A 25,532-nucleotide genomic window follows, 5' to 3' on the forward strand; every position below is an offset into this window, starting at 1 on the left:
CCCGGCTGTGGGTCGCATTTAGGGCGAGATGCTTTAGCCGGGAATTAACTGCAATCATGCTAGGGCGAGGCCCATGGCAAAGGTGCCCAGCCCGTCCGGACGGGTGGCTGTAACGGCCGCCCTGCTTGGAGCCATCAGCGTACTCCCGCTCATGGTGCTGGCTGTGTTGCCGCAGGAAGGCGGGCGCTGGCTGGTCTTTGGAGCGCCCGGTCGCAAGGTGGCGCTCATCGACCGCATGGTCGGCGGCGTCTGGCTGGTCGATGCGCCGGAGGGGCTTGCTCCTGCCGATGTCTATGCGGCCGGTGCCTGGCTTGTGCTTGATGCCGGCGCGCTAGCTGGCTGTGGTTCGCGTACGATTTCTCCCTCTACGAAGGGTAGCGCCGATGTTGACATTCCGACTTGAGACCCTGCGCGCCGAGGCAGCCCGCAACCTAACCGTCTGGCTCTGGCTGCATCCGCTCGCCATTCTGGCGTTCGGCTGGATGTTCGGGACCGACGCGCTTCCGGTCGCGCTGGCGTCCGCCGTCGCCTGCCTGCCGCCGACGCTGCTGTACAGGCGGGAAGCGGATACGCCGCTGACCCGCTATGCCATCGCTGTCTCACTCATTCTGCAAGCCTCGGCGATGCTGCTGGTCGCGCCGCGCGCGTGGATGATCGACATGCACATGTATTATTTTGCCGCCATTGCGATGCTGGCGATCTTCTACTGCTGGCGGACCATCCTTGTCGCGGCGACGGTGACGGCGGTTCACCATCTGGTGCTGAACTTTGCACTGCCGACCGCAGTCTTCCCGGATGGCAGCGACCTGTTTCGCGTGGTGCTGCATGCGCTGATCGTCGTGGCAGAGTCGCTGTCGCTGATCGGCTTGTGCTGGGTGATCGACCGCGCCTTGTCCGATGCGCGTGCCGCACTGGCCGATGCGCAGGCGAACCTGGCGCTGGCCCGCGAGGCGCAGGACGCAGCAGAGCGCCTGCGCGAGGAGCAGCAGGCGCAGGCGCAGGCAACAGCCCGGGAGCGCGAACGCGCAGCGGAGGCGGAAGCGAAGGCGCGGCTGGACGCACAGCAGCGCGAGGAGGATGCACGGCGCGCCTCGCAGGCGCAGGTCGCCGACCAGCTGGAGCAGACCGTCCAGCGTGCGATCAAGCATGTCCGCCAGTTGATCGATCAGGCGAGCACGGGTGTCGACATGGTCGCCGAGGCCACCCTGGCGATGGTCCAGCAGACCGGGCATGTCTCGAACAATGCCACGCAAACTGCAACCAGTGTCGACATGCTGGCGGCGGCGACAGAGGAGCTCAGCGTCTCGTTCGGCAGCATTGGCGCGCAGGTGGAGCGCACTGCTGGAATCGCTGTTCGCGCGACCGAACTGGTCGGCCAGTCCGACCAGGCAATGGCGCTGCTGAAGGATTCGGCGCAGCGGATCGGCGAGATCGTCTCCGTGATCCAGAACATCGCTGACCAGACCAACCTGCTGGCGCTCAACGCCACCATCGAGGCCGCGCGTGCCGGCGATGCCGGCAAAGGCTTCGCGGTGGTCGCGACCGAAGTGAAATCGCTGGCCAATGAGACGGCGCGGGCAACCGAAGAGGTCTCCCAGCAGATCGCGGCGATCCAGAACAGGGTCGGCAACGCCCTGTCGGCGCTGGCTGCGATTGCCAGCACCATCAACGACGCCAGCGACGCAACCCGGCAGATCGAGACGGCGGTGGCGGAACAGCAGGCGGCGACCCGCGACATAGCCGTCAACATCCAGACTGCATCCGACTCGACGCGCGACATCAGCGCCGGCGTTGCCAGCGTCTGCGACTCCAGCCAGACCTGCGATCAGGTGGCGGCCAGCCTGCGAGGCAGCATGACCTCGGTGCTGGCGGAGATGGAGCGCCTGTCCGGCGAAATCGAGGGGCTGCAGGGGCAACTGCGCGCCGCCTGAAGGCAGTAGCTATTGCCGATTTAGCAGTTAGGATGACGCCTTTGGAAACTCATCCGGAGGCAACATGCGCTTGGTCCTTGCGTCTCTACTCCTTGCTGGCGTTGCGGTCGGCCCCGCATCCGCCGACCCAGCGCTGCAGGAGGCGATCGCGCGCGATTACAGCACGTCGCTCGCGCCGCTCTGGGATTATTTTCACCGCAACCCGGAGCTCTCGACCCTTGAAGTCAAGACAGCGGCGCGGCTGGCGCAGGAACTGCGCGCGCTCGGCATCCCGGTGACCGAGAAGGTCGGCGGCACGGGCATCGTCGGCGTGATCCGCAACGGCAATGGCCCGACCGTCCTGATCCGTGCGGATATGGATGGCTTGCCCGTCGAGGAGAAAAGCGGGCTGCCAAACGCATCCAGGCTACGGCAGACCGACATCGACGGCGTCGAGAAGCCGGTGATGCACGCCTGCGGCCATGACACCCATATCACGGCGCTGGTCGGCACGGCGCGGCAGCTCCTGGCGCACAAGGACAAATGGCAGGGCACAGTGGTCTTGATCGGCCAGCCGGCCGAGGAGCGGGTGCGCGGCGCCAGCGCCATGTTGAAGGATGGCCTTTATACCCGCTTTCCCAAGCCTGATTATGCGCTGGCGTTCCATGTGGATTCGAGTCTGCCGGCGGGCGTGATCCGCGTTCCCGAGGGGACGGCCTATTCGTCATCCGACAATTTCAGCATCATCGTCCACGGTGTCGGCGCACACGGCGCTCGCCGCACCGGGGCAAGGATCCAGTGTTGCTGGCCTCCGAGATCGTGGTCGCCTTGCAGCAGCTGGTCTCACGCGAGAAATCGCCGCTGGAGGCGGGTGTGGTGACGGTCGGATCGATCCATGGCGGCACCAAGAACAACATCATTCCGGATCAGGTCGAGCTGCTGCTGACGGTGCGCTCCAACAACGAGGCGGTGCGCGCGCAGCTTCTGGATGGCATCCGGCGGATTGCGCAGAACATGGGGCACGTCGCCGGTCTGCCCGAGGACAAGCTGCCGGAGGTCCATCCGCCCGAGGAGTCGACGCCGGTAACCAGCAACGACCCCGAGACCGCTCGCCGGGTCAAGGCGGCGCTTGTGGCTGGCCTGGGGCCGATGCGGTGACCGAGAAACCGCGCGACAATATGGGCGCTGAAGATTTTGCCTACCTCTCCGCCCCGGAAACCGGGGTGAAGGGCGTCTATTTCCAGATCGGCGGTACGTCGCCTGAAGATTTCGCCCGCGAGAAAGCCGGCGGCGCGCCGGTGCCTTCCCACCATTCGCCGCTGTTCAAAATTGCGCCGGAGCCGACGATCAAGACCGGAGTCGCCGCGATGGTGTTGGCCGTGTACGATCTCATGCCGGGACGCTGAGACAACTCCAGGAGAAGACCATGCGCAGGATCATCATTGCCGCAGCCGGCGGGGTCGCCTTGATCGCCGCGGCCGTTATCGTATCCGATGCCCCAGCCGGGCACAAAGCCCGTTCGGGGCGCAAAACGCAGCCCCTCAATGTAGCGGCGACCACGGTCGGCACGACCAGCACCATGTGGGCGATCGATGCGCGCACCAGCCAGGTCCTCTTCTGTTCGGCGCAGGTCGGCGCGGCGCCAAGCTGCAAGGCGGTCGCCATGCCGGGCGCTGCACAGCCCTAGAGCGATTTCCAATCTGATGGCATCATCTGACGATTAAGAAATCGCGGTAAAACAAAACATAGAGCCGCCGCTCAGCCTTTCCGTCCAAGCTCAGGGTGAACGGCAAAATTTCAAACTGAGAGACTAGCCAAAGCCGGTTTGCCAAGCGGCGTACAATGATATAAATTTGCTCAGTGGGGCGACGTCATCAGGACGATGTGGAAGAGGTTCTCGGTTCGCCGACGCGCGCCGGGCAATCGCTTGTCGCTGCCAGTTGGTGCCGGTCGGGGCTCAAGCACGGCCTGAGCGTCGATGATGCGCGCGGGCCAAAATCGTGTCGGGCAGCGAATTGACGCTGCGCCGGCAACGCCACGGCCTGATGCTCGAAGTAGCGCGGCCGGTGCTCGACCAATTGCTCCAGACGGTTGCGGCGACGGGGTGTGCCGTGATGCTATCCGACAATGATGGCGTCATTCTGGAAGTGCGCAGCCAGGCGGGTGACCGCGAGATGTTCGACCGCGTGGGGCTGACCCCGGGCGGCATCTGGAGCGAGGGCAGCGAGGGAACCAACGGTATCGGCACCTGTCTGGTCGAAGGACGGCCGATCACCATTCATCGCAACGAACATTTTGCCAGCCGCAATACCGGGATCAGCTGCATGGACGCGCCAGTCTATGATGCCGCGGGGCGGTTGGTGGGCGTGCTGGATATTTCCAGCTGCCGCGATGATCATTCGGTCGCCATGGCGGCGCTGGTACAGAAAATCGCCCAGGATGCCGCGCGGCGAATCGAGCGCGGAATTTTCTGCCGTTATTTTGAAGGCAATCGCATCGTCGACGCCAATCTGGCCGGTGGCGACACGGCGTTGCTCGCGGTGGATCGCGACGATTTGATCATCGGTGCCACGCAGGCGGCGCGACACCGGTTCAGCCTGACCGATGCCTGTTTGAACGGTCGGCGCAGCGCGGCGGATGTATTGGCGCGCCCGCGGCCATTCGTTTCTCGAGTCGGAACGCGCCGTGTTGCGCCGGGCATTGGCTCAAGCGGATGGCAACGCGACCCTGGCGGCGAAATCACTGGGGATTGGCCGGGCGACCTTATATCGCCGCATGGAAAAGGCGGGGATTTCGCGCGGCTGAACGAAGTCGCCCGCATCTGTCTCAATAGTGAGACGGATACGGACAATTACGGAAACGACGGCCTTCCGCTCACGCATGGACTGACAAAGATTGTGCCTCACGACCGGGATGACCCGGCGGAACGGGAGGATTTTGCCATAGATATGCTTACCAGCCCTGAAGCCCTGATGACTGCACCCTTCGCCGAAAAATACGACAATTTTATCGGCGGTCGGTGGGTGGCGCCGCGTGACGGGCGCTATTTTGACAATATCTCGCCGGTCACCGGCAAACCGGTCGGCAAGATTGCCCGCAGCCAGGCCGTCGACATCGAAATGGCGCTGGACGCGGCGCATGCCGCCAAGCAGGCATGGGGCCGCAGCAGCCCTGCCGAACGCGCGCTGATCCTGAACCGCATTGCGGACCGGATGGAAGACAATCTGGAACGCCTGGCGATTGCGGATACCTGGGACAACGGCAAGCCGTTGCGCGAAACCATGGCCGCCGACATTCCGCTGGCGATCGACCACTTCCGCTATTTCGCCGGCGCGATCCGCGCCCAGGAAGGCGGGATTTCCGAAATCGATCATGACACGGTTGCCTATCACTTCCACGAACCGCTGGGCGTGGTGGGGCAGATCATCCCGTGGAACTTCCCGATCCTGATGGCGGCGTGGAAACTGGCGCCGGCGCTGGCGGCGGGTAACTGCGTGGTGCTGAAGCCGGCGGAGCAAACCCCGGCGTCGATCATGGTGTGGTTGGAACTGGTCGGCGATTTATTGCCCGCGGGCGTGTTGAACGTCGTCAACGGTTTTGGCCTGGAAGCGGGCAAGCCGCTTGCCAGCTCGAAGCGGATTGCGAAGATCGCGTTCACCGGTGAAACCACAACCGGCCGTCTGATCATGCAATATGCCAGCGAAAACCTGATTCCGGTGACGCTGGAACTGGGCGGAAAAGCCCGAACATCTTCTTTGAAGACGTGTGCCGCGAAGACGATGATTACCTGGACAAGGCAATCGAAGGTTTCGCGATGTTTGCGCTCAACCAGGGCGAAGTGTGCACCGCGCCCAGCCGCGCGTTGATCCACGAAAAATCTATGACCGCTTCATGGAACGCGCGATCCGCCGGGTCGAGGCGATCAAGGCCGGCAACCCGCTGAACATGGACACCATGATCGGTGCTCAGGCCAGTTCGGAACAACGCGACAAGATCTTGTCGTACATCGATATCGGCAAGCAGGAAGGTGCCGAATTGTTGACCGGCGGTGCGGCGGCGCGCTTCGACGGCGATATTGCGGGCGGCTATTATGTCCAGCCGACGGTGTTCCGCGGCAACAACCGCATGCGCATCTTCCAGGAAGAAATCTTCGGTCCGGTGCTGTCGGTCACGACGTTCAAGGATCATGATGAAGCGCTCGAGATCGCGAACGACACGCTTTATGGCCTGGGTGCCGGCGTGTGGAGCCGCGATGCCAACATCTGCTACCGCTTCGGCCGTGCGATTGAGGCAGGCCGCGTGTGGACCAACTGCTACCATGCTTATCCCGCCCACGCGGCATTCGGTGGGTATAAGCAATCGGGCGTCGGCCGCGAAAATCACCTCAAGATGCTTGACCATTACCAGCAGACAAAAACATGTTGGTCAGCTATAGCGCAAAGAAGCTGGGGTTCTTCTAAGTAAAATTAAATGGGCGGGGCGTTAGAGCGTTTGTCGATCAGTCTGGATCATATCCGCACGAACTGAAGTAGTTGGCGCATTCGTTGGGCTGGAAGATATCGACGAGCCTGCCGATGAGTTCCCAAAGGCCACTGACGGTGCGTTCGCCGATTTTTCTGAGCATGGCTTTGAGCTTCGAGAACGCCTTTTCGATGGGGTTGAAGTCGGGGCTATAGGGTGGGAGGAACATCAGGCTCGCGCCTGCCGCCTCGATCCTTTCGCGGACCGAGGCGCGCTTGTGGCTCGACAGATTGTCCATGATGACGACATCGCCGGTCCGTAATTCGGGCACGAGCACCTGGGTAACATAGGCCTCGAACCAGTCGCCGTTGATCGGGCCGTCGAGCACCATCGGTGCCACCATGCCCGTCATGCGCAGGCCCGCAACCAGCGTCGTGGTTTTGCGATGCCCATGCGGATAGCCCATTCGCAAGCGCTCGCCTCTCGGGCAGCGGCCATGGCTGCGGGTCATGTTGGTCGCGGTCCACGTCTCGTCGATGAACACGAGGCGCTCTGGTTCGAGGTCGATCTGTTCCTCGAACCAGTCCAGGCGCTGCTTCAGGACGTCGGGGCGATCCTGCTCAATCGCGTGGCCAGTCTTTTTGCGCGTTATGCCGTGGCGCGCAAAGAAGCGGTGAAGCCCGGCCACGGAGACGTGCAAGCCGATCTCGACCAGCGCTATACGCAGTTCTTCAAGCGAGATGTCCTTGCGCGCTTCCCAGATCGCAAGAATATCCGCCCGCCGCTCTTCGACCCGGCGCGAACGCATGTCGCCCCTTGCGGCTTGGGAGCAAAGCCGCCGGTTGTCCGGCGTTGCCCCTGCCAACGGATCGCGGTCGAGGGCGCGACTCCGAACCGCCGCCGCCGCGCGACAACTCATCCCTGATCAATCGCCGCCAAAAGCCGCTTGCGCAAATCCATCGACAAAGGCTGACCCATCCATCCTGGCCTCCTTCACCAGCGTAAATGATGAATCAGAAATCAGCCCGCAAGGGAATCCCTTTCGATTCAGACCGCTCGAAAACCGCTCTAAGCGCTCCGCCCATTTTGTTCTGTATTTGCACGTAGCCGACATATGTCGCTGCGATGGGTAGTTCTTTGCGTAATTGAACTACAAATAACAATAATTAAATATGATGGGAGAAGGGTAAATGAAGGGAATTTTGACGTTTCAATTAGCGTGTTTGTTCGCGCGATTGCCGGCGGTGCGCTGGGTACGGCGATGCTGGTCGCCGCATCGGGGCCGCACACGCGCAGGATGGCACCGAACAACCCGCACCCAAACCGGAAACGCCGGCGCTGACGACGTCGGCGACCGTGGGGTTCGCCACCGATTACCGCTTCCGCGGCATCTCGCTGAACAACGGCCGTGAAACGATTCAAGGCAGCATCACGGCCGCGCACAAATCGGGCTTCTACGTGACGGCGTGGGGCAGCGCGTTTTCGGCAGTCGAAGGTGATTCCTCTGAAATCGCCCTGTATGGCGGCTATCAGCGCAATATCGGCGGTGTCGGTGTCAATGTTGGCGTCGTGGCATATTTGTTCCCCGAAGACAGCAACTTGTCGTTCCTGGAAATCTATGGTTCGGCCAGCAAGAAATTTGGCCCGGTAACGCAGACGCTCGGTGCCTATTTCGCGCCGAAGCAGGATAGCGATGGCGTGCGTCGCTCGTCGGGCGAAACCGGCAGCAGTGCCTATTACTACAGTACCACGACGCTGGCGGTGCCCAAGCTGCCCGTCACGCTGGGTGCGACCATCGGGTATGAAAAGGGTGCCCGGGTGTTGAGCCAGGGTGGGAAAGTCGATTGGGATTTGAGCGCGACGCTACGCCAATTCGGGCTGGACTGGAGTATCCACTATATCGGTTCGGACGCACCGCGCGTGATTTCCTTCACTGGCAATAATATCACACGCGAGGCCGTAGTCGCTTCGATCAGCAAAACCTTCTAACTCCCGTTCCCGGCTGGTCCCATCGCGGTGCGTCATTGCATCACCGCCGGGGCCGGCCGGCCAGCCGGCGATTGACCGGTGGATCACCCTCGGGACGCGTAATTCGGGCTTGCGGAGCCGTCGAACTCCGCAAGCTCCAGCATAGGGAGAGTTCGATGACCGAAAGATTGCATAATGTTCCGCAGCGCGTGCTGGCAACCGATGCCGCAGTCGCATTGATCAAGGAAATTCGCGCGCAGCACGGCGACCTGTTGTTCCACCAATCGGGTGGCTGTTGCGATGGTTCCAGCCCGATGTGCTACCCGCGCGGCGAATTCCGTGTTGGGGCCAGCGATGTGCTGCTGGGTGAAGTCGCCGGTACCCCGGTCTATATTGGCGAGCGCCAGTTTGATGTGTGGAAGCACACGTGCCTGATCCTCGACGTCGTCGATGGCCGCGGCGGGATGTTCAGTCTGGATAACGGCACAGAACGCCGCTTCCTGGCACGCAGCCGCGCCTTTACGCCGGAGGAGATCGCGGCACTGGATGCAGCCGAATAGCGTCAACCCATCCACCGAATGCCGGGGCTGAACAGCGCATTTGCACAGATATTTCGGCTGCCGGCGAACCGTTACGCTGCCTGGAGCGCGCGTTTGACTGCCTTGTCGAGCTGGTCGAGCGTGAACGGCTTTTCGATCACTTCGGTAATGAGCGCATCCAGGTTGTGCGCGCGTTGGCGCTCGTGGGAAAAACCGGTCATCATCAGGATCGGCAGATCCGGCCAGGAGTCGGCGACCTTCAGCGCCAGCGCGATGCCGTCCATCACAGGCATGACGATATCGGTCAACAGCAGGCTGTAATCGCTGTCCTGCTGGAGCAGCGCAAAGGCGTCGCCGCCGTTCGCAACGGCTGTCACGCCGTGCCCAAGCGCTTTCAGGCCGCGCTCCACGAAGTCGCGGACCGCCACGTCGTCTTCAGCCACGAGGATGCGCGCCATAACTTATCCGTTCCGCAGGCTGGGCAGGGTGCGATGGCACATCCCGTCAGCCGGGGTTTCAGGTTGTAGAGTCCTGCGTGCCGTCGAAGGTGATCCGCAGGCGACGAGCAGTCGGCGGGAAGTCCTCGACGACCGTCGTGAACGTGATGCTCTGACCGGCAAGAATCTGGTTCTGGGTGGTGCGGAACTGCCACGTGTGCACGGTGTTGCCTTCCGCATCGAGCATCACGCCGCGCAGTGGCGGCAGCTGCAGGACTTCAGCGGTCGGGTTCTCGATCTTGCCTTGAATGGTCTGCAGCCAGCGGCCGTTGGCGACCTCGGTCGGCGGCGGCGGCGGCGGGTAGCTGATCCGCAGGTTCTTGGCGGCGCGTTCGATCGCCTCGTCCGCGCCGGCCTTCAGGCCGAGGGTGCGTTGAAGGTCGCTGCGGGAAATCGGGCTGTGGCCCCAAAGGACCAGGTTCAACCCCGCCAGACCGACGAACAGTACGGCGGCGACCCGGCCCCAGAACACCTCCGGATTGCGGCGGAACTTGCTGCGCTGAGCGGCGCCGACCTTCGCGGCGTTCTGCGAGGTGCGCCAGGTGCTGACGCTGATCGACGGCTGGGATTGGAAGCTCCAGTGGGAATCGTCCTGCGGCTGCTCCTCGACCTGCGGCTCCTGCGCCCAGCTCGGCGGTTCGGCGTCGTCGGCCAGGTTCGGGCGGGCGCGCGGTTCCTCCACCGGTGCTTCGCGCTGCTCCGTTTCCTCCCAGCGGAAACGGTCGGACGACGGCGCTGCGGCCTGCGCGGGCTTGGCGGCGTGGCCGACGAGATCGCGCTGGGCTTCCTCAGGAGGCGGAGCCTGGTGCCAGGAGTGCTTGCAGGCGGCGCAGCGCACGGTGCGGCCGGCGGGCCCAATCGCTGTGTCTGCTACCAGATACTTCGTTGTACAACTCGGGCAGACGATAATCATGACGGGTTACTTTCCTTGACGCCTCATACTACAGGGCATTCGTTCTGCCGTCACGGCTATGACAGGCCAGATGATAATTTCAAGGCATCTTGCAGCATTGACGATATTTTCGCGCAGCGCGGCGCGCAAGCCGCTTGCCTGCCCGCATGCTGGTGGTCCGACTCCGACATTTGCATCCTGCGGCCGCGCGCTCGAGAGCAAATGTCGGAGTCATCGGGACCACTGGCAACCCTCTGTTTCTAGTGGAGCTTTTGAATTTGACATTTGAGCGCCAGCCTGTCTGCACTCGGGACTCAAATGTCAGTTTCGCTCCACTGGACGCTGCCTGATGGACATGCAATGACGGGGCAAACGGAACGTCGCCAGTGACTACGGTAGTTAAATTCGAAAACGTCGGACTGCGCTATGGAACCGGCGCGGAAGTTCTGCGGGATATCAGTCTGCGCCTGGACGCGGGCTCCCTGCATTTCCTCACCGGCCCCTCTGGCGCAGGCAAGACCAGCCTTCTGAAGCTGCTGTATCTGGCGCAGCAGCCGTCCCGCGGCCTGATTTCCATCTTCGGCCACGATGTCGTCACCATGAAGCGGGATATGCGGCCGGGCCTGCGCCAGCGTATCGGCGTTGTGTTTCAGGATTTCCGCCTGCTCAATCATCTGTCCGCCTTCGACAACGTTGCCGTGCCGTTGCGCGTGCGCGGCGTCGAGGAGGGGCGGTGCGTCAACATGTTGGCGAACTCCTCGATTGGGTGGGGCTGACCGACCGGGCGCAGGCGCGCCCGCCAACGCTCTCAGGCGGGGAGCAGCAGCGCGTCGCAATCGCCCGCGCCGTGATCGGCCAGCCGGAACTGCTGGTGGCCGACGAACCGACCGGCAACGTCGATCCGGAAATGGCTGGCCGGCTTCTGCGGCTGTTCATGGAACTGAACCGGCTCGGGACGACCCTGGTGATCGCCACCCACGACATGCATCTGATTTCGCGTATTGCCGGTGCCAATATCATCAACCTGGATCGCGGCGCGCTCGCCCCGCCGGGCTGGACGCCGCCGGCGGCTGGGACAAGCCGCTGCCGCGGGGCCTGCGCTGATGGGGCGGGTGCAGGAAATTCTGGGTGCCAGCAGCGCGCGGCTGCTGCCCAAGCCGCCGGAGGTGGTGCTGCGGGCGCATCAGGTGATCGCGGCGATGGCCTATCTCATGGCGCTCGCCGTCGGCTTCGTGCTCGCGCTGGCGGTCGCGACGTCGCACTGGGATGAGGGTCTGTCCAACCGTCTGACGGTACAGATCGTCGATGCGGACCGGGTACGGCGCGACCTGCAGGTCGACGCAGCGCTTGCCCTCATCAGGAATTTTCCCGGTGTCGAATCCGCCGCTGTCCTGCCGGAAGAGGCGGCGGAACAGCTCCTCGAGCCATGGATCGGCCGGGAGGCGATCAAGGCCGGGCTGCCGGTGCCGACGCTGATCGATGTTGTCGCCAGGCGGCATGATGCGCTCGACGTCGCCGGACTGCGCGCGCAGCTCAAAGAGCCCGCACCCGGCGCGCGGGTCGACGACCATGCCCAGTGGCTGGGTGAGCTGGCGCGGCTGGCTGGCGCGGCGCGTGGCTTTGGCGTCTGGATTCTGGTGTTGGTCGGGGCGGCGCTGATCGCGGTCGTGAGCGTGACGACGCGCACTGCGCTTGCAGAACAGCGCGACGCCATCGAGATCCTGCATATGCTGGGCGCGCCGGATCGCGCGATCGCCGCCGATATCCAGCGGCAGTTTTTCCTGCAGGGCCTGAAGGGCGGGGCGATTGGCGTCGTGCTTGCGATGCTGAGCCTCTGGGGCATCGGCGCGCTTGCGGGGTCTTTGGTCGAGGGGCTGCTTGCCGGACCATTGGTCGGACCCTGGACGCTCGCGGCGCTGCTTCTGCTGCTGCCGTTGATTGCCGCAATGACCCTCGTCGCTGCACGCGTGACCGTGTTCGCCACGCTGAAGGCGCTGCCATGAGGCGCCGCGCCGCCGGAGGGCTGGTGGCGCTGGCCTGCCTGCTGAGCGCGGTGCTCGGCGGGCTGGGCTTGTTCGCTGCGTTGCTGCCTGACGGGCAGACGGCCCAATTGCGCACCGACGCCATCGTGGTGCTGACCGGCGGCAACGGCCGCGTTGCGCGCGCCGCCGAACTGCTGAAGGCGCACAAGGCACAATTGCTGCTGATTTCGGGCGTGCATGCCGATGTCCCCGCCGAGGATATCCGCCAGCAGTATGATATCCCCGGGCCGCTGTTCGCTTGCTGCGTGACGCTCGGGCGTACAGCGGAGGACACGATCGGCAACGCCAACGAGACGCTGGCCTGGGTACGACAGAACAAGGTGCGCAGCCTGCGCCTGGTGACCAGCGACGTGCATATGCCGCGCGCCATGCTGGAGTTCCGCGCCGCGATGCCGCGGGTCGAGATCGTGTCCGACCCGGTGCGGAGCACACGCCGGCCGCTCATCGTCGTCAGTGAATACACCAAGTACCTGCTTCGGCTGGCGATCGTGACTGTCACGCCGGGCCGCGCTCCATGATGCTGCGTTTTGTTCGTGCGCTGCTGTTCGATGTGCTGGCGGCTCTGCTGACGGTGGTGATGGGCCTGCTGTTTCTGCCGCTGACGCTTTGGTCGGAACAGGCGACCTGCTGGGTCATGCGCAGCTGGGGCGGCTGATGCTGGTCCTGGTGCGTGTCGTCGTCGGCATCCGGGTCGAGGGGCCGGACTTGCGCGATCTGCCGGCGGGGCCGGTGATCCTCGCGCCCAAGCACCAGTCTTCGCTGGATGTCATCATCATGGTCGCGCAGCCTTGCTCGCCGGTGTTCGTGCTCAAGCGGGAGTTGCGCAGGATGCCGGTGATCGGCTGGTATGCGGTGCGCGGCGGGCATATCCTGGTCGACCGCGATGCCGGGCGCCGGCGCTGCGCGCCATGCTGCACGCAGCAGAGGCGGCGGTCGCCAAGGGGCGGCCGCTGGCGATCTTCCCGAGGGCACGCGCACGCCGCCGGGTGCGGCACCGGAGCTGAAGCCTGGATCGTGGCGGTCGCCAGCCAGCTGGGTGCGACCGTGGTGCCGATTGCGCTGAACAGCGGCCTGTGCTGGGGACGCAAGCAGTTCCTGAAGCGCCCAGGCGTCGTCGCGGTTGTGGCGCACCCGCCGCTTGCGGCGAGTCTGGGGCGCAAGACCATGCTGGCGGCCCTCTATGCCGGGATCAACAGTCTGAACCATGAGGATGCGCGAAGATGAGCCTTTCCTGGAAGCGCCACCGGATTGCCGCGCTGGCGCTGGCGCTCGGCTTGGCCGTCGCCGGGTATTTCGGCTACTGGCTCACCCGGCTGGAGGACTATCGCGGCCGCATGTCTGCCGTACTGGGGCAAGCGACGCCGCCGTTCACGCTCAAGGGCGGTGCCGTCAGCTATGGTGGTTTTCCTATCGCCTGCAGGCAAGCATCAAGGACGGGGCGCTGGAGCGGGTGCGGCCGGACTATCGGCTCATACTCAAGGGGCGGCACTTGAGGCCAACCAGCAGCCCTGGCGTGAGGACCTGACCATCGCCGCCATCGACCGCCCGGTGCTGGAGCTGGTCAGCAAGGCGATCAGCGGCGGCCTTGCCCTTAACGTCGAGGCGGCGCAGGCGCGCGCCAGCCTCAGCACCAACGCGCGCGGCGTCGAGCGGCTGTCGCTGGTGTTCGAGAAGGGCACGCTGCAGTTGACCCCTGGCTGAGCGGCACCACCGCAACGTTTGACCGGCTGGAAATCCACGGGCGGGAGACGGCGGCGCTGAACCGCCCGCGCGGCGACAAGAGCCCGACCGGGCCGGTATTTCTGGAATTCTTCCTGCGCGGCGAGGGCGTGGCGTTCGGCAAGGGCGCACAGCCGCTGACTCTGATGGCCAGCCTCGGCGTGACCGGCGATCCCAGGGTCAAGCCCGGTGCGCCGATCGTGGAGCCGTGGCGGCAAGCCGGCGGTACGATCGAACTGTACACCCTGCAACTGAAGCAGGGCAAAGACGAGATGGCGAGCGCACAGGCCACCCTGGCGCTGAATGGCGCGCGGCGCTTGATTGGCGCCGGCACCTTGAACAGCCCATGTCCGCAGCAGGCGCTGACTCTGGTCGGGGTGCCTGTCGATGCTGCGCCGCCGGGGCACCACGAGCATCCGATCGCGTTGCCGTTGCGCCTGGAGGACGGCGCGCTGGTGCTGGATGCGCGCCAGCTGCCGATCAGCGGTGCTCCCGTCCGAAATCCGGCGCAGCCGTGTCCTGTGCTGCGTCGATGATCGACCGGCGGATATCGCGGGTGCGGCTGAACAGATCGTAGAGCGCCTGACCGTCCTTCCAGCGGATCGCCCGTTGCAGCGCCGTCAAGTCCTCGCTGAAGCGCTGGAGGATCTCCAGCACAGCCTCGCCATTGTTGAGGAACACGTCGCGCCACATGGTCGGGTCCGAGGCGGCGATGCGGGTGAAGTCGCGGAAACCGCCTGCGGAATAGGCGATCACTTCGGATTTCGTCACCGTCTCCAAGTCGGATGCGGTGCCGACGATGGTATAGGCGATCAGATGCGGGACATGGCTGGTGACCGCCAGCACCAGGTCGTGGTGGCGCGCATCCATTACGTCGACGCGCGCGCCCAGCGCTTCCCAGAGCGCGCGCAGCCGCGCCACCGCGTCTGGGTCTGCATCGGCGGGCGGCGTCAGAATGCACCAGCGGCCAGCGAACAGGCTTGCGAACCCGGCGTCCGGGCCGGACTTTTCCGTACCGGCGACCGGGTGGGCCGGGACGATGTGCGCATGGGCGGGCAGTGCCGTGCTCAGGGCGCTCAGCACTGCCTGCTTGACCGAGCCGACATCGGACACCACCGCGCCGTGCGCCAGATGCGGCGCGATGGCGGCGGCGACAGTCGCCGTCGCACCGACCGGTACGCACAAGACGACGAGGTCCGCCTCGGCGACAGCACCCGCAACGTCCGCATGCCGGCTGTCGCCAAGACCAAGCGCTTCGATCCGCCCGCGTGTCGCGGGTCGGCATCATGGAGCGCGACATGCACGCCAGGCGCATGCTGGCGTAAGGCGCGCGCCAGCGACGAGCCGATCAGCCCGACGCCGATGAGCGCGACACGGCGAAAACTCAGAGCTTCAGGCACGCGCTTAGAACCTCAAGCATGCGGGTGTTCTCGGCCTCGGTGCCGATGCTGATGCGCAGGCAGTCCGGCAGGCCCTGGTTCGGCAGATAGCGCACCAGCACGCCATGCTCTTCAAGATACGCATTCGCCTGCGCGGCCGAGACGCCCAAGCCTTCAGGGACATGCACCAGGATGAAGTTGGCGGCACTCGGCACGGGGTTGAGGCCCAACGCGCTGAACGCCTGCGTCAGCCGTGTGCGCCAGTGGTCGTTGTGCGCCTTGGCCTGCGCGACCCATGCCGTATCCGCCAGCGCGGCGACAGCGCCTGCCTGCCCGGTGGTGCTGACATTGAAGGGCGCACGGATCTTGTTCAGCGTGTCGATGATCGCCCGCGGGCCGGTCGCCCAGCCGATCCGTTCGGACGCGAGGCCGTAAATCTTGGAGAAGGTGCGCGTGTGCAGCACGTTGGGCGCGGTCTTCGCCAGGTCCAGCCCGGAGTCGTAGTCCGGATGGTCGATATACTCGGCATAGGCGGCATCGAGGACCAGCACGACCGAACTCGGCAGGCCGGCATGCAGCCGTCGCACGGCATCGCGCAGGATCACGGTCCCGGTCGGGTTGTTCGGGTTGGCGAGGTAGACCACGCGGGTCTTGCCGGTGACCTGCGCCAGAATCGCATCGACATCGGCGGTGTAGTTGGTGTCCGGCGCTTCGACCGGCAGTGCGCCGCAGCGCCGCGCGGCAATCGGATAGACCATGAAGCCATGGCGCACGTACAGAACCTCGTCGCCGGGCGCGGCATAGGCCTGGGCGACCAGAGTCAGCAGTTCGTCGGAGCCGGTGCCGCAGACGATCCGATCCGGGTCCAGCCCATGCAGGTCCGCCAGCGCACCCCGCAGCAACCGCGCTGTCGGGTCCGGGTAACGGTGCGCATCGCCTGCTGCTGCGGCCATGGCGGCAACGGCGCGCGGGCTCGGCCCCAGCGGGTTCTCGTTGGAGGACAGCTTGACGACCGGGCAATCCCCGCCGGCCTTTGACTTGCCGGGCACATAGGCGTGGAGCGCGTCCAGCCAGGTGTTGGGGCGCGGTGCGATCATCGAGAACTCCCTCAGGCAGACCCAGGTCATCCGGCGCGGCTGGAATCCCGTGATTCCAGTTTTCACCGTCATGATGGTCATCAAAATCGGCGCAGACTTAGCAGCGCCTGCGTGCGGGAGTAAACCCGGCGTGTGTCAGGCCATTGACCGTGGCGGGGTGCGCCGCTAGCGCATCTGGGATGGCGTCCGCTCCCCAATTCGACAGCCGCTTCGGCCTCAACCGCAGTTTCACGCTCGCCCAGCCGCTCATGCTGGATGGTGGCGCATCGCTTGGTGCGGTCACCGTCGCCTACGAGACTTACGGCATCTTGAACCCGGACGGCAGCAACGCCGTGCTGATCTGCCATGCGCTGACCGGCGACCAGCATGTCGCCAGCCCGCACCCGATCACTGGCAAGCCCGGCTGGTGGACCAGCTTCGTCGGGCCTGGCCGCGTGCTCGATCCGGCGCGTTATTTCCTGATCTGCGCGAACGTACTTGGCGGCTGCATGGGGTCGACCGGCCCCAAGGAGACCGATCCGGCGACGGGCCAGCCTTACGGCCTGCGTTTTCCGGTCATCACGCTGCGCGACATGGTGCGCGCCCAGGCGGCCCTGCTCGACCATCTGGGGTCGAGCGGCTGCTGGCCGTGGTCGGCGGCTCCATGGGCGGCATGCAGGTGCTGGAGTGGGCGGCAAGCTACCCGGCACGCGTGCGCAATGCCGTCGTGCTCGCGACCACGGCGCGGCACTCGGCGCAGAACATCGCGCTGCACGAGGTCGGGCGGCAGGCGATCATGGCAGACCCGCACTGGCGCGGCGGCGACTATTACGGGCAGGATGAGGGGCCGAGCGCCGGACTGGCGGTGGCGCGCATGGCGGCGCACATCACCTACATGTCCGAGGACGGGCTGACCGCCAAGTTCGGCCGCAGCCTGCAGGACCGCGCCCAGGTCTCGTTCGGCTTCGATGCCGATTTCCAGGTGGAAAGCTACCTGCGTCATCAGGGCATCCGCTTTGTCGAGCGGTTCGATGCCAACTCCTACCTCTACATCACCCGGGCGATGGACTATTTCGATCTGGCCGAGAATCGCGGCGTGAGTCTGGCGGAAGCCCTGCGACCGGCGCGTGATACGCGTTTCTGTGTGGTCTCGTTCAGCTCGGACTGGCTGTATCCGACCGCCGAGTCTCGCCGGATCGTCCATGCCCTGAACGCCTGTGGCGCGCCAGTCAGTTTCGTCGAGATCGACACCCCGTTCGGGCATGACGCGTTCCTGCTCGAGGTGCCGGAACTGTTCCGCGTGGCCGGTGGCTTCATGGACGCGGCGGCCCGCCAATGAGTCTGCGTGCGGACCTTGCCCTGATCGCCGATCTGGTGCCGCATGGCGCCGGGTGCTCGATGTCGGCTGCGGCGACGGCGCGCTGATCGCCCACCTGAGAGACCACAAGGCGGCGGATGCGCGCGGGATCGAGCTGTCCATGCGCAATGTGGCGGATGCCGTGGCGCGTGGCGCTTCGGTGATCCAGGGCGACGCCGACGCGGACCTCGCCGATTACCCCAGCGACGCCTTCGACATCGCGATCCTCAGCCGCACCCTGCAGGCGACCCAGCGCCCGGACCGGGTTCTGGCTGAGCTGCTGCGCATCGCCCGGCGGGCCATCGTCTCGTTCCCGAACTTCGGCCATTGGCGGGTGCGCCGCGGCCTGCTGCTGAACGGGCGCATGCCGATGACCCCGGCGCTGCCGGCCACCTGGTACGACACTGGCAATATCCACCTGTGCACCATCGCGGATTTCTTTGAGCTTGTCGCTTCGATGGGGTGGCGGGTCGAACAGGCGCGCTATCTCTCCAACGGGCCTGCGGAGCGCAGCATTCGCCAATCTGTGCGCCGATGAGGCGGTTTTTCTGTTGGGGAGAGAATGAATGTTCACGCGCGCCGATCTCGATGACGCCGTTACCATCGTGCACGCGACGATGCCGCCTACGCCTCAGTATCGCTGGCCGCTGCTGTGCGAGCGGCTGGGACTCGACGCCTGGGTCAAGCATGAGAACATGACACCGACCGGTGCCTTCAAGGTGCGCGGCGGCCTGGTCTACGTCGAGCGGCTGAAGGCGCGCGCGCCCGCCGTACGGCACCTGGTCTCGGCGACGCGCGGCAACCACGGCCAGAGCATCGCGCTGGCCGGTGTACGGGCCGGGCTCGAGGTGACGATCTTCGTGCCGCACGGCAACAGCCCGGCCAAGAACCGGGCCATGCGCGCCTGGGGCGCGACCCTGATTGAAGCCGGCGAGGACTTCGACGAGGCCAAACTGGCGGCGGAAGATTTCGCGACCGAGCACGGCGCGCATCTGGTGCCGTCTTTCCACGCCGATCTGGTGTGTGGGGTCGCAACCTACGCACTGGAGCTGTTTACGGCGGCACCGCCGCTTGACGCGGTCTACGTGCCGATCGGCATGGGTTCGGGGCTCAGCGCTGTGACCATGACCCGCGACCTGCTGGGCCTGGCAACCGAAGTCGTGTGCGTGACCGTGGAGGGCGCGCCGGCGTTTGCGCAGAGCTTTGCCAGTGGCGTCGCCTGCGTTGGCCCTGCGGCCCGAACCTTCGCGGATGGCATGGCGACCCGTGCGCCGGTTCAGGCGGTGGTCGATCTGGCGCGCCGCGGCGGCGTGCGGGTGGCGACTGTTGCGGACGCACAGGTAGCAGACGCCATGCGCGTCTACTTCGAGGACACCCGGCAGGTGATCGAGGGCGCGGGTGCAGCGCCGCTGGCAGCCCTGATGCAGGAGCGAGCGGCCATGCGCGGCAAGCGGGCCGCCGTGATCGCCTGCGGCGGCAATGTGGATACCGCCCTGTTCGCCCAGGTACTGGCCGGTGCGACGCCGCAGCCCTTCTAAATGGTCGGGGCTGGCTGCGCGACCCGCAGGCGCTTGCCGCCGGCCGGGATGGCGGCCGGGCCGTCCAGTTTTTCCGCATCGATCACCATCAGGCCGCCGAGTTCCGGCGCCAGCCAGTAGGCGAGCGGTTCCAGCGGCATCAGCCAGCGGCGCGGCGGCATCACCAGGCAGGTGTCCCAGCGGCGCAGGCCGAACATGCATTCCTCAAGCTGGACGGTGATCTGGCTCGGCGTAAACGGTCGCCCGGCCCCGAACGGCGACGCATCGAAATGGGTCCAGACGCCGGACCGGTTGGCCAGCACCAGGATCAACTGTCCGCCCGGGGCCAGAACCCGCCAGATTTCGCGCAGATGGCGCACCGGGTCGCCGAAGTCGAGCAGATGCACGCATAGAACCACATCGAACAGCGCATCGTGGAAGGGCAGGGCGAGGTCGTCAAGCAGCACCGCCCGGTTGGGCGCGCCAACCGGCCAGCGGTCGACGCCCTGACGCGCCGGGTGGCCGAGCGCCACGCGCTCGCAGACGTCGGTCAGCCCGGCGACGAACGGCGCGCAATAGCCAAGCCCCAGCAGGCGGGTCCGGGCATTCAGGTTCCAGAGCGGGGCGATGCGGGCACGCACCGCGCGTGCGACCCGCAGACCAACCCCAGAGCTGTAAAAGCGGTTCAGGCGTTGCGCGTCAGGCCGCACGGCGGCAGATCACCGCTCCACGCACAAGGCGATGCCCATGCCGCCGCCGATGCACAGCGTGGCCAGGCCCTTCTTCGCATTCCGCTTCTGCATTTCGTGGAGCAGGGTGACGAGAATGCGCGCGCCGCTAGCCCCGATCGGGTGGCCGATCGCGATGGCACCGCCGTTGACATTGGTCTTCTCCGGATCAAGGCCGAGGTCCTTGGCGACCGCGCAGGTTTGCGCGGCGAACGCCTCGTTGGCCTCGATGAGGTCGAGGTCGGCGACGCTCCAGCCGGCCTTCTCCAGCGCCTTGCGGCTCGCCGACACCGGGCCGATGCCCATGATCGCCGGGTCGACACCGGTGGATGCGAAGGAGGCGATGCGGGCGAGGACCGGCGCGTTGCGGCGTGCGGCTTCAGCCGCCGTCATCAGCACCAGGGCGGCAGCGCCATCGTTCAACCCGCTGGCGTTGGCGGCGGTGACCGATCCGTCCTTCTTGAACGCCGGCTTAAGGCCCTGCACGGCCTCGAGTGTTGCGCCATGGCGGATGTATTCGTCGGTGTCGACGATCGTATCGCCCTTGCGGCCGCTGACGGTCACGGGTGCGATCTCGTCCTTGAAGCGGCCGGCCTTCTGGGCGGCTTCTGCGCGGTTCTGCGACTGGACGGCATAAGCGTCCTGCGCGTCGCGGGTGATCTGCCAGCGCTCGGCGACATTCTCTGCCGTGATGCCCATGTGATAGCCGTTGAAGGCGTCCCACAGGCCGTCCTTGATCATGGTGTCGACAAAGTCGAGGTTGCCCATCTTCTGGCCGGCACGCAGCGCCGCGGCATGCGGGGACATGCTCATGCTTTCCTGCCCGCCGGCGACGACGATGGCGGCATCGCCATTGGCGATCGCCTGCATGCCAAGGCCAACCGCGCGCAGGCCGGAACCGCAGACCTGATTGACGCTCCAGGCCGGGACCTCGATCGGCAGGCCGGCGGCGATCGAGGCCTGGCGGGCGGGGTTCTGCCCTGTGCGGCGGTCAACACCTGGCCAAGGATCACTTCCGAGACGTCCTGCGCCTCGACGGCAGCGCGCTTCAGCGCCTCGACGATCACGGTCTTGCCCAGAACATGGGCAGGGGTATTTGCGAAACCGCCAAGAAACGCCCCGACAGGGGTACGGACGGCGGACGTGATGACGATATCGGTCATAATGGTCTCCCCAGGAACTCAGTCTCGATGTAGGCGCATACCCTACACAGTGACGCCGTTAACACAAGCGCGGCCCGGCGAGTGCCTGAACGGTTTGGATTGAAGCACAGCCGTCATCGCGAGGCTGCAAGGCTGAGCCTGTCCCGGCAAAAGCCGGGATGGCGATCCATGGAAACACATGCCCCGGAGTGTTTGGGCGCAAACGCGCCTTGCAATGACGACTCGGTCCGCAGCAAGCAGTCTCTAGACGATGGTCCCCTGGAGCCAGGCCGAGAGCGGCGCATAGAGCTGGCGGCGGGCCTGCGAGCCGACGACCATGCCGACATGGCCGAGCTCCAGCGTGCGGCTGAAACCGTGTCCCTGCGCCACGGAAGGCGCGGCGGCCGCCGGCACCAGCCGGTCGCGACTGGCGGCGAAGATCGCCATCGGGGCTTTGAGCCGGTCCGGGCTGATCGTCTGGTCGCCGACGCGCCACAGCCCCGGCCAGGCATGTCGGCGGCAAAGAAATCCTCAAAGCACATGCGCGCCGCAGGATAGGCGAGCGGCGGCCCGCTGTTCGCCCAGTCTTCCAGGAGCACGAAACGCCGGGCGGCGGCGCTGTCCGGGTCGAGTGCTGCGAAGTCGATGTATTTCTGCCCGGTGCTTTCCGCATCCTGCGCCCAGAACGCCAGTTGCAGGATTTCCATCGGCAGCCGGCCAAGCTGGCGCGCTGCCGGCTCATGCTGGCGCCAGAAGTCTTCGAGCGCCCGTCGACTGTCGCCCGGATAGGCGGCGAACCGCCAGGGTGCTGCGATCAGGGCAAGCGCGCGCACCCGGTCTGCGGCCAGTTGCGCTGCAGCAAGGGCCATGGTGCCGCCCAGACAATAGCCGACCAGCGCCAGCGGACCCGGCAGCGCGCTGATCACCGGGAGCAGGCGCCGGGTAATATAGTCGCCGATGTCGAAGCCCAGCTCCTCGCCCGTGGGTTCGCCCCAATCGATCAGAAAGCAGCGATGCCCGCGCTGGCGCAAGTCCCGCACAAGCGAGCGTCTGGGCTCCAGATCCAGCACCCAGGAGGGGTTGATGAGCGAGGGAACCAGCAGCACCGGTGGTCCGTCACCGCCGTAATCCAGCACGCGCATGCCGCCGAGTGCGAATGCTGCAGGCCGTGCGCGCGCCCGGCGTCGGTGAGGGTGCTGCTGATAGGCGCGCACGGCCGACAGCAGCGTCTGCCGGCGTTCCGGCGGGCACGAAGAACCCAGCACATGATGGAGCCAGACGCCAAGCGGGTGCGGACCGCGCTGCGTTTGTGCGCAAAATTATCTCGCCGTTTGTGTGGCACTGCACAATAAGCCATGTTATGAACGGCCTAACACTGCGACCGCACGAAGAGAAAACGATGACCGACGCGCCGTCTCCCGTCACGCCCATCATCATCAAGAAGTACGCCAATCGGCGTCTCTATAACACCGAGACTTCCAGCTACATCACGCTGGATCATCTGTCGCTGATGGTGAAGGAGAACCGCGAGTTCAAGGTTGTCGACGCCAAGAGCGGGGACGACATCACCCGCCAGGTTCTCACCCAGATCATCGTCGAGGAAGAGAGCCGCGGCCAGACCATCCTGCCGGTCTCGTTCCTGCGCCAACTCATTTCCATGTATGGCGACAGCCTGCAGGCGATGGTGCCGTCCTACCTCGACGCCAGCATGGATGCCTTCCGCCGCAATCAGGAGCAGTTCCGCAAGGCGCTCCAGGGCACCTTCACCGGCACTGCGTTCGGCCCGTTCGAGCAGCTTGCCAAGCAGAACATGGCGATGTTCGAGGCAGCGACCGAAATGTTCACCGGCCGCAAGGACGGCGTGACCGAACAGACCCCGGCGACGCTGAAGGAAATCAACGAGCTGAAGGCGCAGATGGAAGCCCTGCGCGCCAAGATGGAAAAGCTTGGCTAGTGTCCCGAATCTGAAATCCGTTACACCCAATATCAGGCATGGTTGGATTCCAGATTCGAGAACGGCACGAGAGCAACGGACTTTAAATCTGCACCAGCCCGATGGCATGCACACAGCAGACTTAAAGTCCAAAGTTGCTCTATATATCTGTGAATCTAAAGCATCTTTTCTCCTTTAATGCACACTGCGTTCGATCCCAGCCCTGGGTCGCATTTAAGGCGAGATGCTTTAGACCTTGATCGAGCCGATCGCTCACCGGGCCGTGCTCCGGATGCGCCTTGCTGCTTGACTTTCGCGGCGAGGGGCTATGAGCGCCCCCATCACACACGCGCGGGCTGCTTTCAGTGCCCGGGCAACGCTGTCCGCAGGGTTGCACGGGTTATTTCGCGCGGAGGCACAACTGAGAAGGAGCATATCGATGGCGATACCTGTCGTCACGCTGGCGCAGCTTTTGGAAGCGGGCCCACTTTGGCCACCAGACTCACCGCTGGAACCCGCGCATGGCGCCGTATATCTTCGGCGCGCGCAACGGCATCCACATCATGGATCTCTCGCAGACCGTGCCGCTGATGTCGCGCGCGCTGCTGTTCGTGCGCGAGACGGTCGCCCAGGGCGGCAAGGTGCTGTTCGTCGGCACCAAGCGGCAGGCGCAGGAGCCGATCGCCGAGGCTGCGGCCCGCAGCGGCCACTTCTATGTCAACCACCGCTGGCTCGGCGGCATGCTGACCAACTGGAAGACCATCGGCGGCTCGATCCGTCGCCTGAAATCGCTGGAGGAAACTCTTGGCGGCTCGACCCATGGGTTGACCAAGAAGGAAGTCCTCAAGATGACCCGCGATCGCGACAAGCTGTACCAGTCGCTGGGCGGTATCCGCGACATGGGCGGCCTGCCGGACATCATGTTCGTGGTCGACACCAACAAGGAAGACATCGCGATCAAGGAAGCCAACGTGCTCGGCATCCCGGTGGTCGCGATCCTCGATTCCAACTGCGCGCCGGACGGCATCGCCTTCCCGATCCCGGGGAACGACGACGCGAGCCGCGCCATCAAGCTTTACTGCGACGCCATTGCTGACGCCATTCTGGATGGCAAGCAGCAGCGCCAGTCGGACTATGGCGTCGATGTCGGCGCGATGGACGCACCGGTCGCGGATACCGCGCTCGCCGAGGAAGCACCGGTCGAACCGCAGATCGTCGACGTCGAGCAGGCGCTGACCGCGGATGCCGCAGAGGCCTGAATTCAGGTTTCTCGCGTGACTGTCGCGTAACTGTCACAATTTCGCGGCATGGCGCTGAGGATGGCATTGCGTACGTGCGCCGTGCTGCCGCGCGCCATGCGGCGCATTCATACACACTGGGTTAACAGGAAGGGTGGTCGTCATGGCTGAGATTTCAGCAAGCCTCGTCAAGGAACTGCGCGAAAAGACCGGCGCAGGCATGATGGATTGCAAGAAGGCGCTGACCGAGGCCGGCGGCGATCTGGAAGCGGCGGTCGACTGGCTGCGCGCCAGGGCCTGGCGGCTGCGACCAAGAAGGCGGGCCGCACGGCCGCGGAAGGTCTGGTCGGCGTTGCGACCGGCGCCAACACCGGCGCCGTGGTGGAGGTCAACTCCGAGACCGACTTTGTCGCCAAGAACGAGCAGTTCCAGGGCTTCGTGCGCACAACGGCCGGCATCGCGCTGGAAATCGGCGGCGATGTGGATGTCATCCTCGCGGCCAGCTATCCGGGCGAGCCTGGCCCGACGGTCAAGGATCAGATCACCCACAACATCGCGACCATCGGCGAGAACCAGTCGCTGCGCCGCGCCGCGCAGCTCAGCGTGTCGAGCGGTCTGGTCGCGTCATACGTCCACAACGCCGCCGGCGATGGGCTGGGCAAGATCGGCGTGCTGGTAGCGCTTGAGTCCCCGGCGCCGGCATCGGTGCTTGAGACGCTGGGCAAACAGCTGGCGATGCACGTCGCCGCTGCGGCACCCGTCGCGCTTGATGAGACCGGCGTCGACCCGAGCCTGCTGGCGCGCGAGCGCGACATCGCCATCGAGAAGGCGCGCACGGACGGCAAGCCGGAAAACCTGCTGGAGAAGATCGCAGACGGCGCGGTCGCCAAGTTCAAGAAGGACAACACGCTGGTCAATCAGCTGTTCGTCATGGACGGCAAGACCCCGGTCAAGGACGTGGTGGCGCAGGCCGCCAAGGAGATCGGCCAGCCCGTCGCGCTCACCGGTTTCGTGCGCTTCCAGCTCGGCGAGGGCATCGAGAAGGCGGCAACTGACTTTGCTGCCGAAGTGGCTGCGGCCGCCGGCCGGTAAATTCCGCTGCAATCGGGGCCGCGTTACGCTTGTCGCCGCGGC

General features: G+C 65.2%; 25 protein-coding genes and 7 pseudogenes. 24 read left to right on the forward strand and 8 right to left on the reverse strand.

All coding sequences use genetic code 11. From position 1 onward, the window contains the following. Positions 1-73: 73 nt before the first annotated feature. The 8 genes from E6W36_RS13595 to E6W36_RS20930 all read left to right on the forward strand — a co-directional run bounded on the left by E6W36_RS13595 (position 74) and on the right by E6W36_RS20930 (position 6,374). The gene (locus tag E6W36_RS13595) at positions 74-403 is read left to right on the forward strand and encodes a hypothetical protein (protein ID WP_222872937.1); all 330 of its coding nucleotides are present in this window, start codon (positions 74-76) and stop codon (positions 401-403) included. Beyond that, positions 384-1,931 carry a methyl-accepting chemotaxis protein gene (locus E6W36_RS13600; RefSeq protein WP_222872938.1) on the forward strand — a complete coding sequence of 516 codons (1,548 nt, stop codon included), beginning with the start codon at positions 384-386 and terminating at the stop codon, positions 1,929-1,931. The genes E6W36_RS13595 and E6W36_RS13600 overlap by 20 nt, the downstream gene beginning before the upstream one ends. A gap of 64 nt (positions 1,932-1,995) precedes the next feature. Beyond that, positions 1,996-2,790, forward strand: a complete 795-nt coding sequence (locus E6W36_RS19375; protein ID WP_246047719.1) for an amidohydrolase — start codon at positions 1,996-1,998, stop codon at positions 2,788-2,790. Then, the gene (locus E6W36_RS19380; protein ID WP_246047721.1) at positions 2,739-3,068 is read left to right on the forward strand and encodes a peptidase dimerization domain-containing protein; all 330 of its coding nucleotides are present in this window, start codon (positions 2,739-2,741) and stop codon (positions 3,066-3,068) included. Before E6W36_RS19375 ends, E6W36_RS19380 begins: the two co-directional genes overlap by 52 nt. Positions 3,069-3,088: 20 nt before the next feature. Continuing rightward, positions 3,089-3,316 (forward strand): hypothetical protein, encoded by a 228-nt coding sequence (locus tag E6W36_RS19385; protein WP_246047724.1) that lies wholly within the window; start codon positions 3,089-3,091, stop codon positions 3,314-3,316. 20 nt (positions 3,317-3,336) lie between these two features. After that, positions 3,337-3,597 carry a hypothetical protein gene (locus tag E6W36_RS13610; protein WP_222872939.1) on the forward strand — a complete coding sequence of 87 codons (261 nt, stop codon included), beginning with the start codon at positions 3,337-3,339 and terminating at the stop codon, positions 3,595-3,597. Positions 3,598-3,910: 313 nt separating this feature from the next. Continuing rightward, complete coding sequence (locus E6W36_RS23620; protein ID WP_425459642.1) at positions 3,911-5,776, forward strand: aldehyde dehydrogenase family protein; 1,866 nt, start codon at positions 3,911-3,913, stop codon at positions 5,774-5,776. A gap of 25 nt (positions 5,777-5,801) precedes the next feature. Continuing rightward, the gene (locus tag E6W36_RS20930) at positions 5,802-6,374 is read left to right on the forward strand and encodes an aldehyde dehydrogenase family protein (protein ID WP_281277342.1); all 573 of its coding nucleotides are present in this window, start codon (positions 5,802-5,804) and stop codon (positions 6,372-6,374) included. Between the two features lie 34 nt (positions 6,375-6,408). Here the strand turns inward: E6W36_RS20930 and E6W36_RS13625 are convergent. Next, a pseudogene (locus tag E6W36_RS13625) lies at positions 6,409-7,349 on the reverse strand (IS630 family transposase). Between the two features lie 297 nt (positions 7,350-7,646). On the opposite strand from E6W36_RS13625, the gene E6W36_RS13630 reads away from it, so the two are divergent. Continuing rightward, entirely contained in the window at positions 7,647-8,360 is a 714-nt protein-coding gene (locus E6W36_RS13630) for a TorF family putative porin (RefSeq protein ID WP_222874501.1), read from the forward strand. Positions 8,361-8,515: 155 nt separating this feature from the next. After that, complete coding sequence (locus tag E6W36_RS13635; RefSeq protein WP_222872940.1) at positions 8,516-8,899, forward strand: DUF779 domain-containing protein; 384 nt, start codon at positions 8,516-8,518, stop codon at positions 8,897-8,899. A 71-nt stretch (positions 8,900-8,970) separates the two neighbouring features. Here E6W36_RS13635 and E6W36_RS13640 read toward each other — a convergent pair whose 3' ends face one another. Both E6W36_RS13640 and E6W36_RS13645 read right to left on the reverse strand, forming a co-directional pair. Further along, complete coding sequence (locus tag E6W36_RS13640) at positions 8,971-9,336, reverse strand: response regulator (protein WP_222872941.1); 366 nt, start codon at positions 9,334-9,336, stop codon at positions 8,971-8,973. Positions 9,337-9,394: 58 nt separating this feature from the next. After that, positions 9,395-10,288 carry a zinc-ribbon domain-containing protein gene (locus E6W36_RS13645; RefSeq protein ID WP_222872942.1) on the reverse strand — a complete coding sequence of 298 codons (894 nt, stop codon included), beginning with the start codon at positions 10,286-10,288 and terminating at the stop codon, positions 9,395-9,397. A gap of 365 nt (positions 10,289-10,653) precedes the next feature. Here E6W36_RS13645 and ftsE point away from each other — a divergent pair. The 8 genes and pseudogenes from ftsE (at position 10,654) to E6W36_RS13685 (ending at position 14,564) form a co-directional block, all read left to right on the forward strand. Continuing rightward, positions 10,654-11,537: pseudogene (ftsE, locus tag E6W36_RS13650) on the forward strand (cell division ATP-binding protein FtsE). Then, positions 11,434-12,270, forward strand: coding sequence for a cell division protein FtsX (locus E6W36_RS13655; RefSeq protein ID WP_222874542.1), 837 nt, complete (start codon positions 11,434-11,436; stop codon positions 12,268-12,270). The pseudogene ftsE and the gene E6W36_RS13655 overlap by 104 nt, the downstream one beginning before the upstream one ends. Then, positions 12,267-12,827: a YdcF family protein gene (locus E6W36_RS13660; RefSeq protein WP_222872943.1), complete on the forward strand. Its 561-nt coding sequence runs from the start codon at positions 12,267-12,269 to the stop codon at positions 12,825-12,827. The genes E6W36_RS13655 and E6W36_RS13660 overlap by 4 nt, the downstream gene beginning before the upstream one ends. Further along, complete coding sequence (locus E6W36_RS13665; RefSeq protein ID WP_222872944.1) at positions 12,824-12,964, forward strand: hypothetical protein; 141 nt, start codon at positions 12,824-12,826, stop codon at positions 12,962-12,964. Before E6W36_RS13660 ends, E6W36_RS13665 begins: the two co-directional genes overlap by 4 nt. Beyond that, positions 12,964-13,533 (forward strand): lysophospholipid acyltransferase family protein, encoded by a 570-nt coding sequence (locus E6W36_RS13670; protein WP_222872945.1) that lies wholly within the window; start codon positions 12,964-12,966, stop codon positions 13,531-13,533. Before E6W36_RS13665 ends, E6W36_RS13670 begins: the two co-directional genes overlap by 1 nt. Then, entirely contained in the window at positions 13,530-13,802 is a 273-nt protein-coding gene (locus E6W36_RS13675) for a hypothetical protein (protein WP_222872946.1), read from the forward strand. Before E6W36_RS13670 ends, E6W36_RS13675 begins: the two co-directional genes overlap by 4 nt. Positions 13,803-13,857: 55 nt before the next feature. After that, positions 13,858-14,010, forward strand: coding sequence for a hypothetical protein (locus tag E6W36_RS13680; RefSeq protein ID WP_222872947.1), 153 nt, complete (start codon positions 13,858-13,860; stop codon positions 14,008-14,010). 32 nt (positions 14,011-14,042) lie between these two features. Then, on the forward strand, positions 14,043-14,564 hold the full coding sequence (locus E6W36_RS13685; protein WP_425459739.1) for a DUF2125 domain-containing protein: 522 nt from the start codon (positions 14,043-14,045) through the stop codon (positions 14,562-14,564). Here the strand turns inward: E6W36_RS13685 and E6W36_RS13690 are convergent. Next, positions 14,509-15,416: pseudogene (locus E6W36_RS13690) on the reverse strand (prephenate/arogenate dehydrogenase family protein). The gene E6W36_RS13685 and the pseudogene E6W36_RS13690 overlap by 56 nt on opposite strands. Continuing rightward, positions 15,413-16,504: a histidinol-phosphate transaminase gene (hisC, locus tag E6W36_RS13695; protein WP_222872948.1), complete on the reverse strand. Its 1,092-nt coding sequence runs from the start codon at positions 16,502-16,504 to the stop codon at positions 15,413-15,415. The pseudogene E6W36_RS13690 and the gene hisC overlap by 4 nt, the downstream one beginning before the upstream one ends. A gap of 406 nt (positions 16,505-16,910) precedes the next feature. Here hisC and E6W36_RS13700 point away from each other — a divergent pair, with 406 nt between their 5' ends. From E6W36_RS13700 to E6W36_RS13710, 3 genes and pseudogenes are all read left to right on the forward strand, one after another. Then, positions 16,911-17,822 carry an alpha/beta fold hydrolase gene (locus E6W36_RS13700; protein WP_246047733.1) on the forward strand — a complete coding sequence of 304 codons (912 nt, stop codon included), beginning with the start codon at positions 16,911-16,913 and terminating at the stop codon, positions 17,820-17,822. Beyond that, positions 17,819-18,406: pseudogene (gene metW / locus E6W36_RS13705) on the forward strand (methionine biosynthesis protein MetW). The gene E6W36_RS13700 and the pseudogene metW overlap by 4 nt, the downstream one beginning before the upstream one ends. Continuing rightward, positions 18,407-19,378 (forward strand): threonine dehydratase, encoded by a 972-nt coding sequence (locus tag E6W36_RS13710; protein ID WP_222872949.1) that lies wholly within the window; start codon positions 18,407-18,409, stop codon positions 19,376-19,378. Here the strand turns inward: E6W36_RS13710 and E6W36_RS13715 are convergent. The 3 genes and pseudogenes from E6W36_RS13715 to E6W36_RS13725 all read right to left on the reverse strand — a co-directional run bounded on the left by E6W36_RS13715 (position 19,375) and on the right by E6W36_RS13725 (position 22,492). Further along, positions 19,375-20,067 (reverse strand): class I SAM-dependent methyltransferase, encoded by a 693-nt coding sequence (locus E6W36_RS13715; RefSeq protein ID WP_222872950.1) that lies wholly within the window; start codon positions 20,065-20,067, stop codon positions 19,375-19,377. The two genes, E6W36_RS13710 and E6W36_RS13715, sit on opposite strands and share 4 nt — an antisense overlap. Positions 20,068-20,076: 9 nt before the next feature. Next, positions 20,077-21,248 (reverse strand): annotated as a pseudogene (locus tag E6W36_RS13720) (acetyl-CoA C-acetyltransferase). 113 nt (positions 21,249-21,361) lie between these two features. Further along, a complete protein-coding gene (locus E6W36_RS13725) occupies positions 21,362-22,492 on the reverse strand; it encodes an alpha/beta fold hydrolase (protein WP_222872951.1) in 1,131 nt (376 codons plus the stop codon). A gap of 134 nt (positions 22,493-22,626) precedes the next feature. On the opposite strand from E6W36_RS13725, the gene phaR reads away from it, so the two are divergent. From phaR to tsf, 3 genes and pseudogenes are all read left to right on the forward strand, one after another. Further along, a complete protein-coding gene (phaR, locus tag E6W36_RS13730; protein WP_222872952.1) occupies positions 22,627-23,181 on the forward strand; it encodes a polyhydroxyalkanoate synthesis repressor PhaR in 555 nt (184 codons plus the stop codon). A 418-nt stretch (positions 23,182-23,599) separates the two neighbouring features. Next, positions 23,600-24,419: pseudogene (gene rpsB / locus E6W36_RS13735) on the forward strand (30S ribosomal protein S2). Positions 24,420-24,561: 142 nt separating this feature from the next. Next, positions 24,562-25,490, forward strand: a pseudogene (gene tsf / locus E6W36_RS13740) (translation elongation factor Ts). The last annotated feature ends 42 nt before the right edge of the window (positions 25,491-25,532 follow it).

This window comes from Hankyongella ginsenosidimutans (assembly GCF_005144965.1).
Classification (GTDB): domain Bacteria; phylum Pseudomonadota; class Alphaproteobacteria; order Sphingomonadales; family Sphingomonadaceae; genus Hankyongella; species Hankyongella ginsenosidimutans.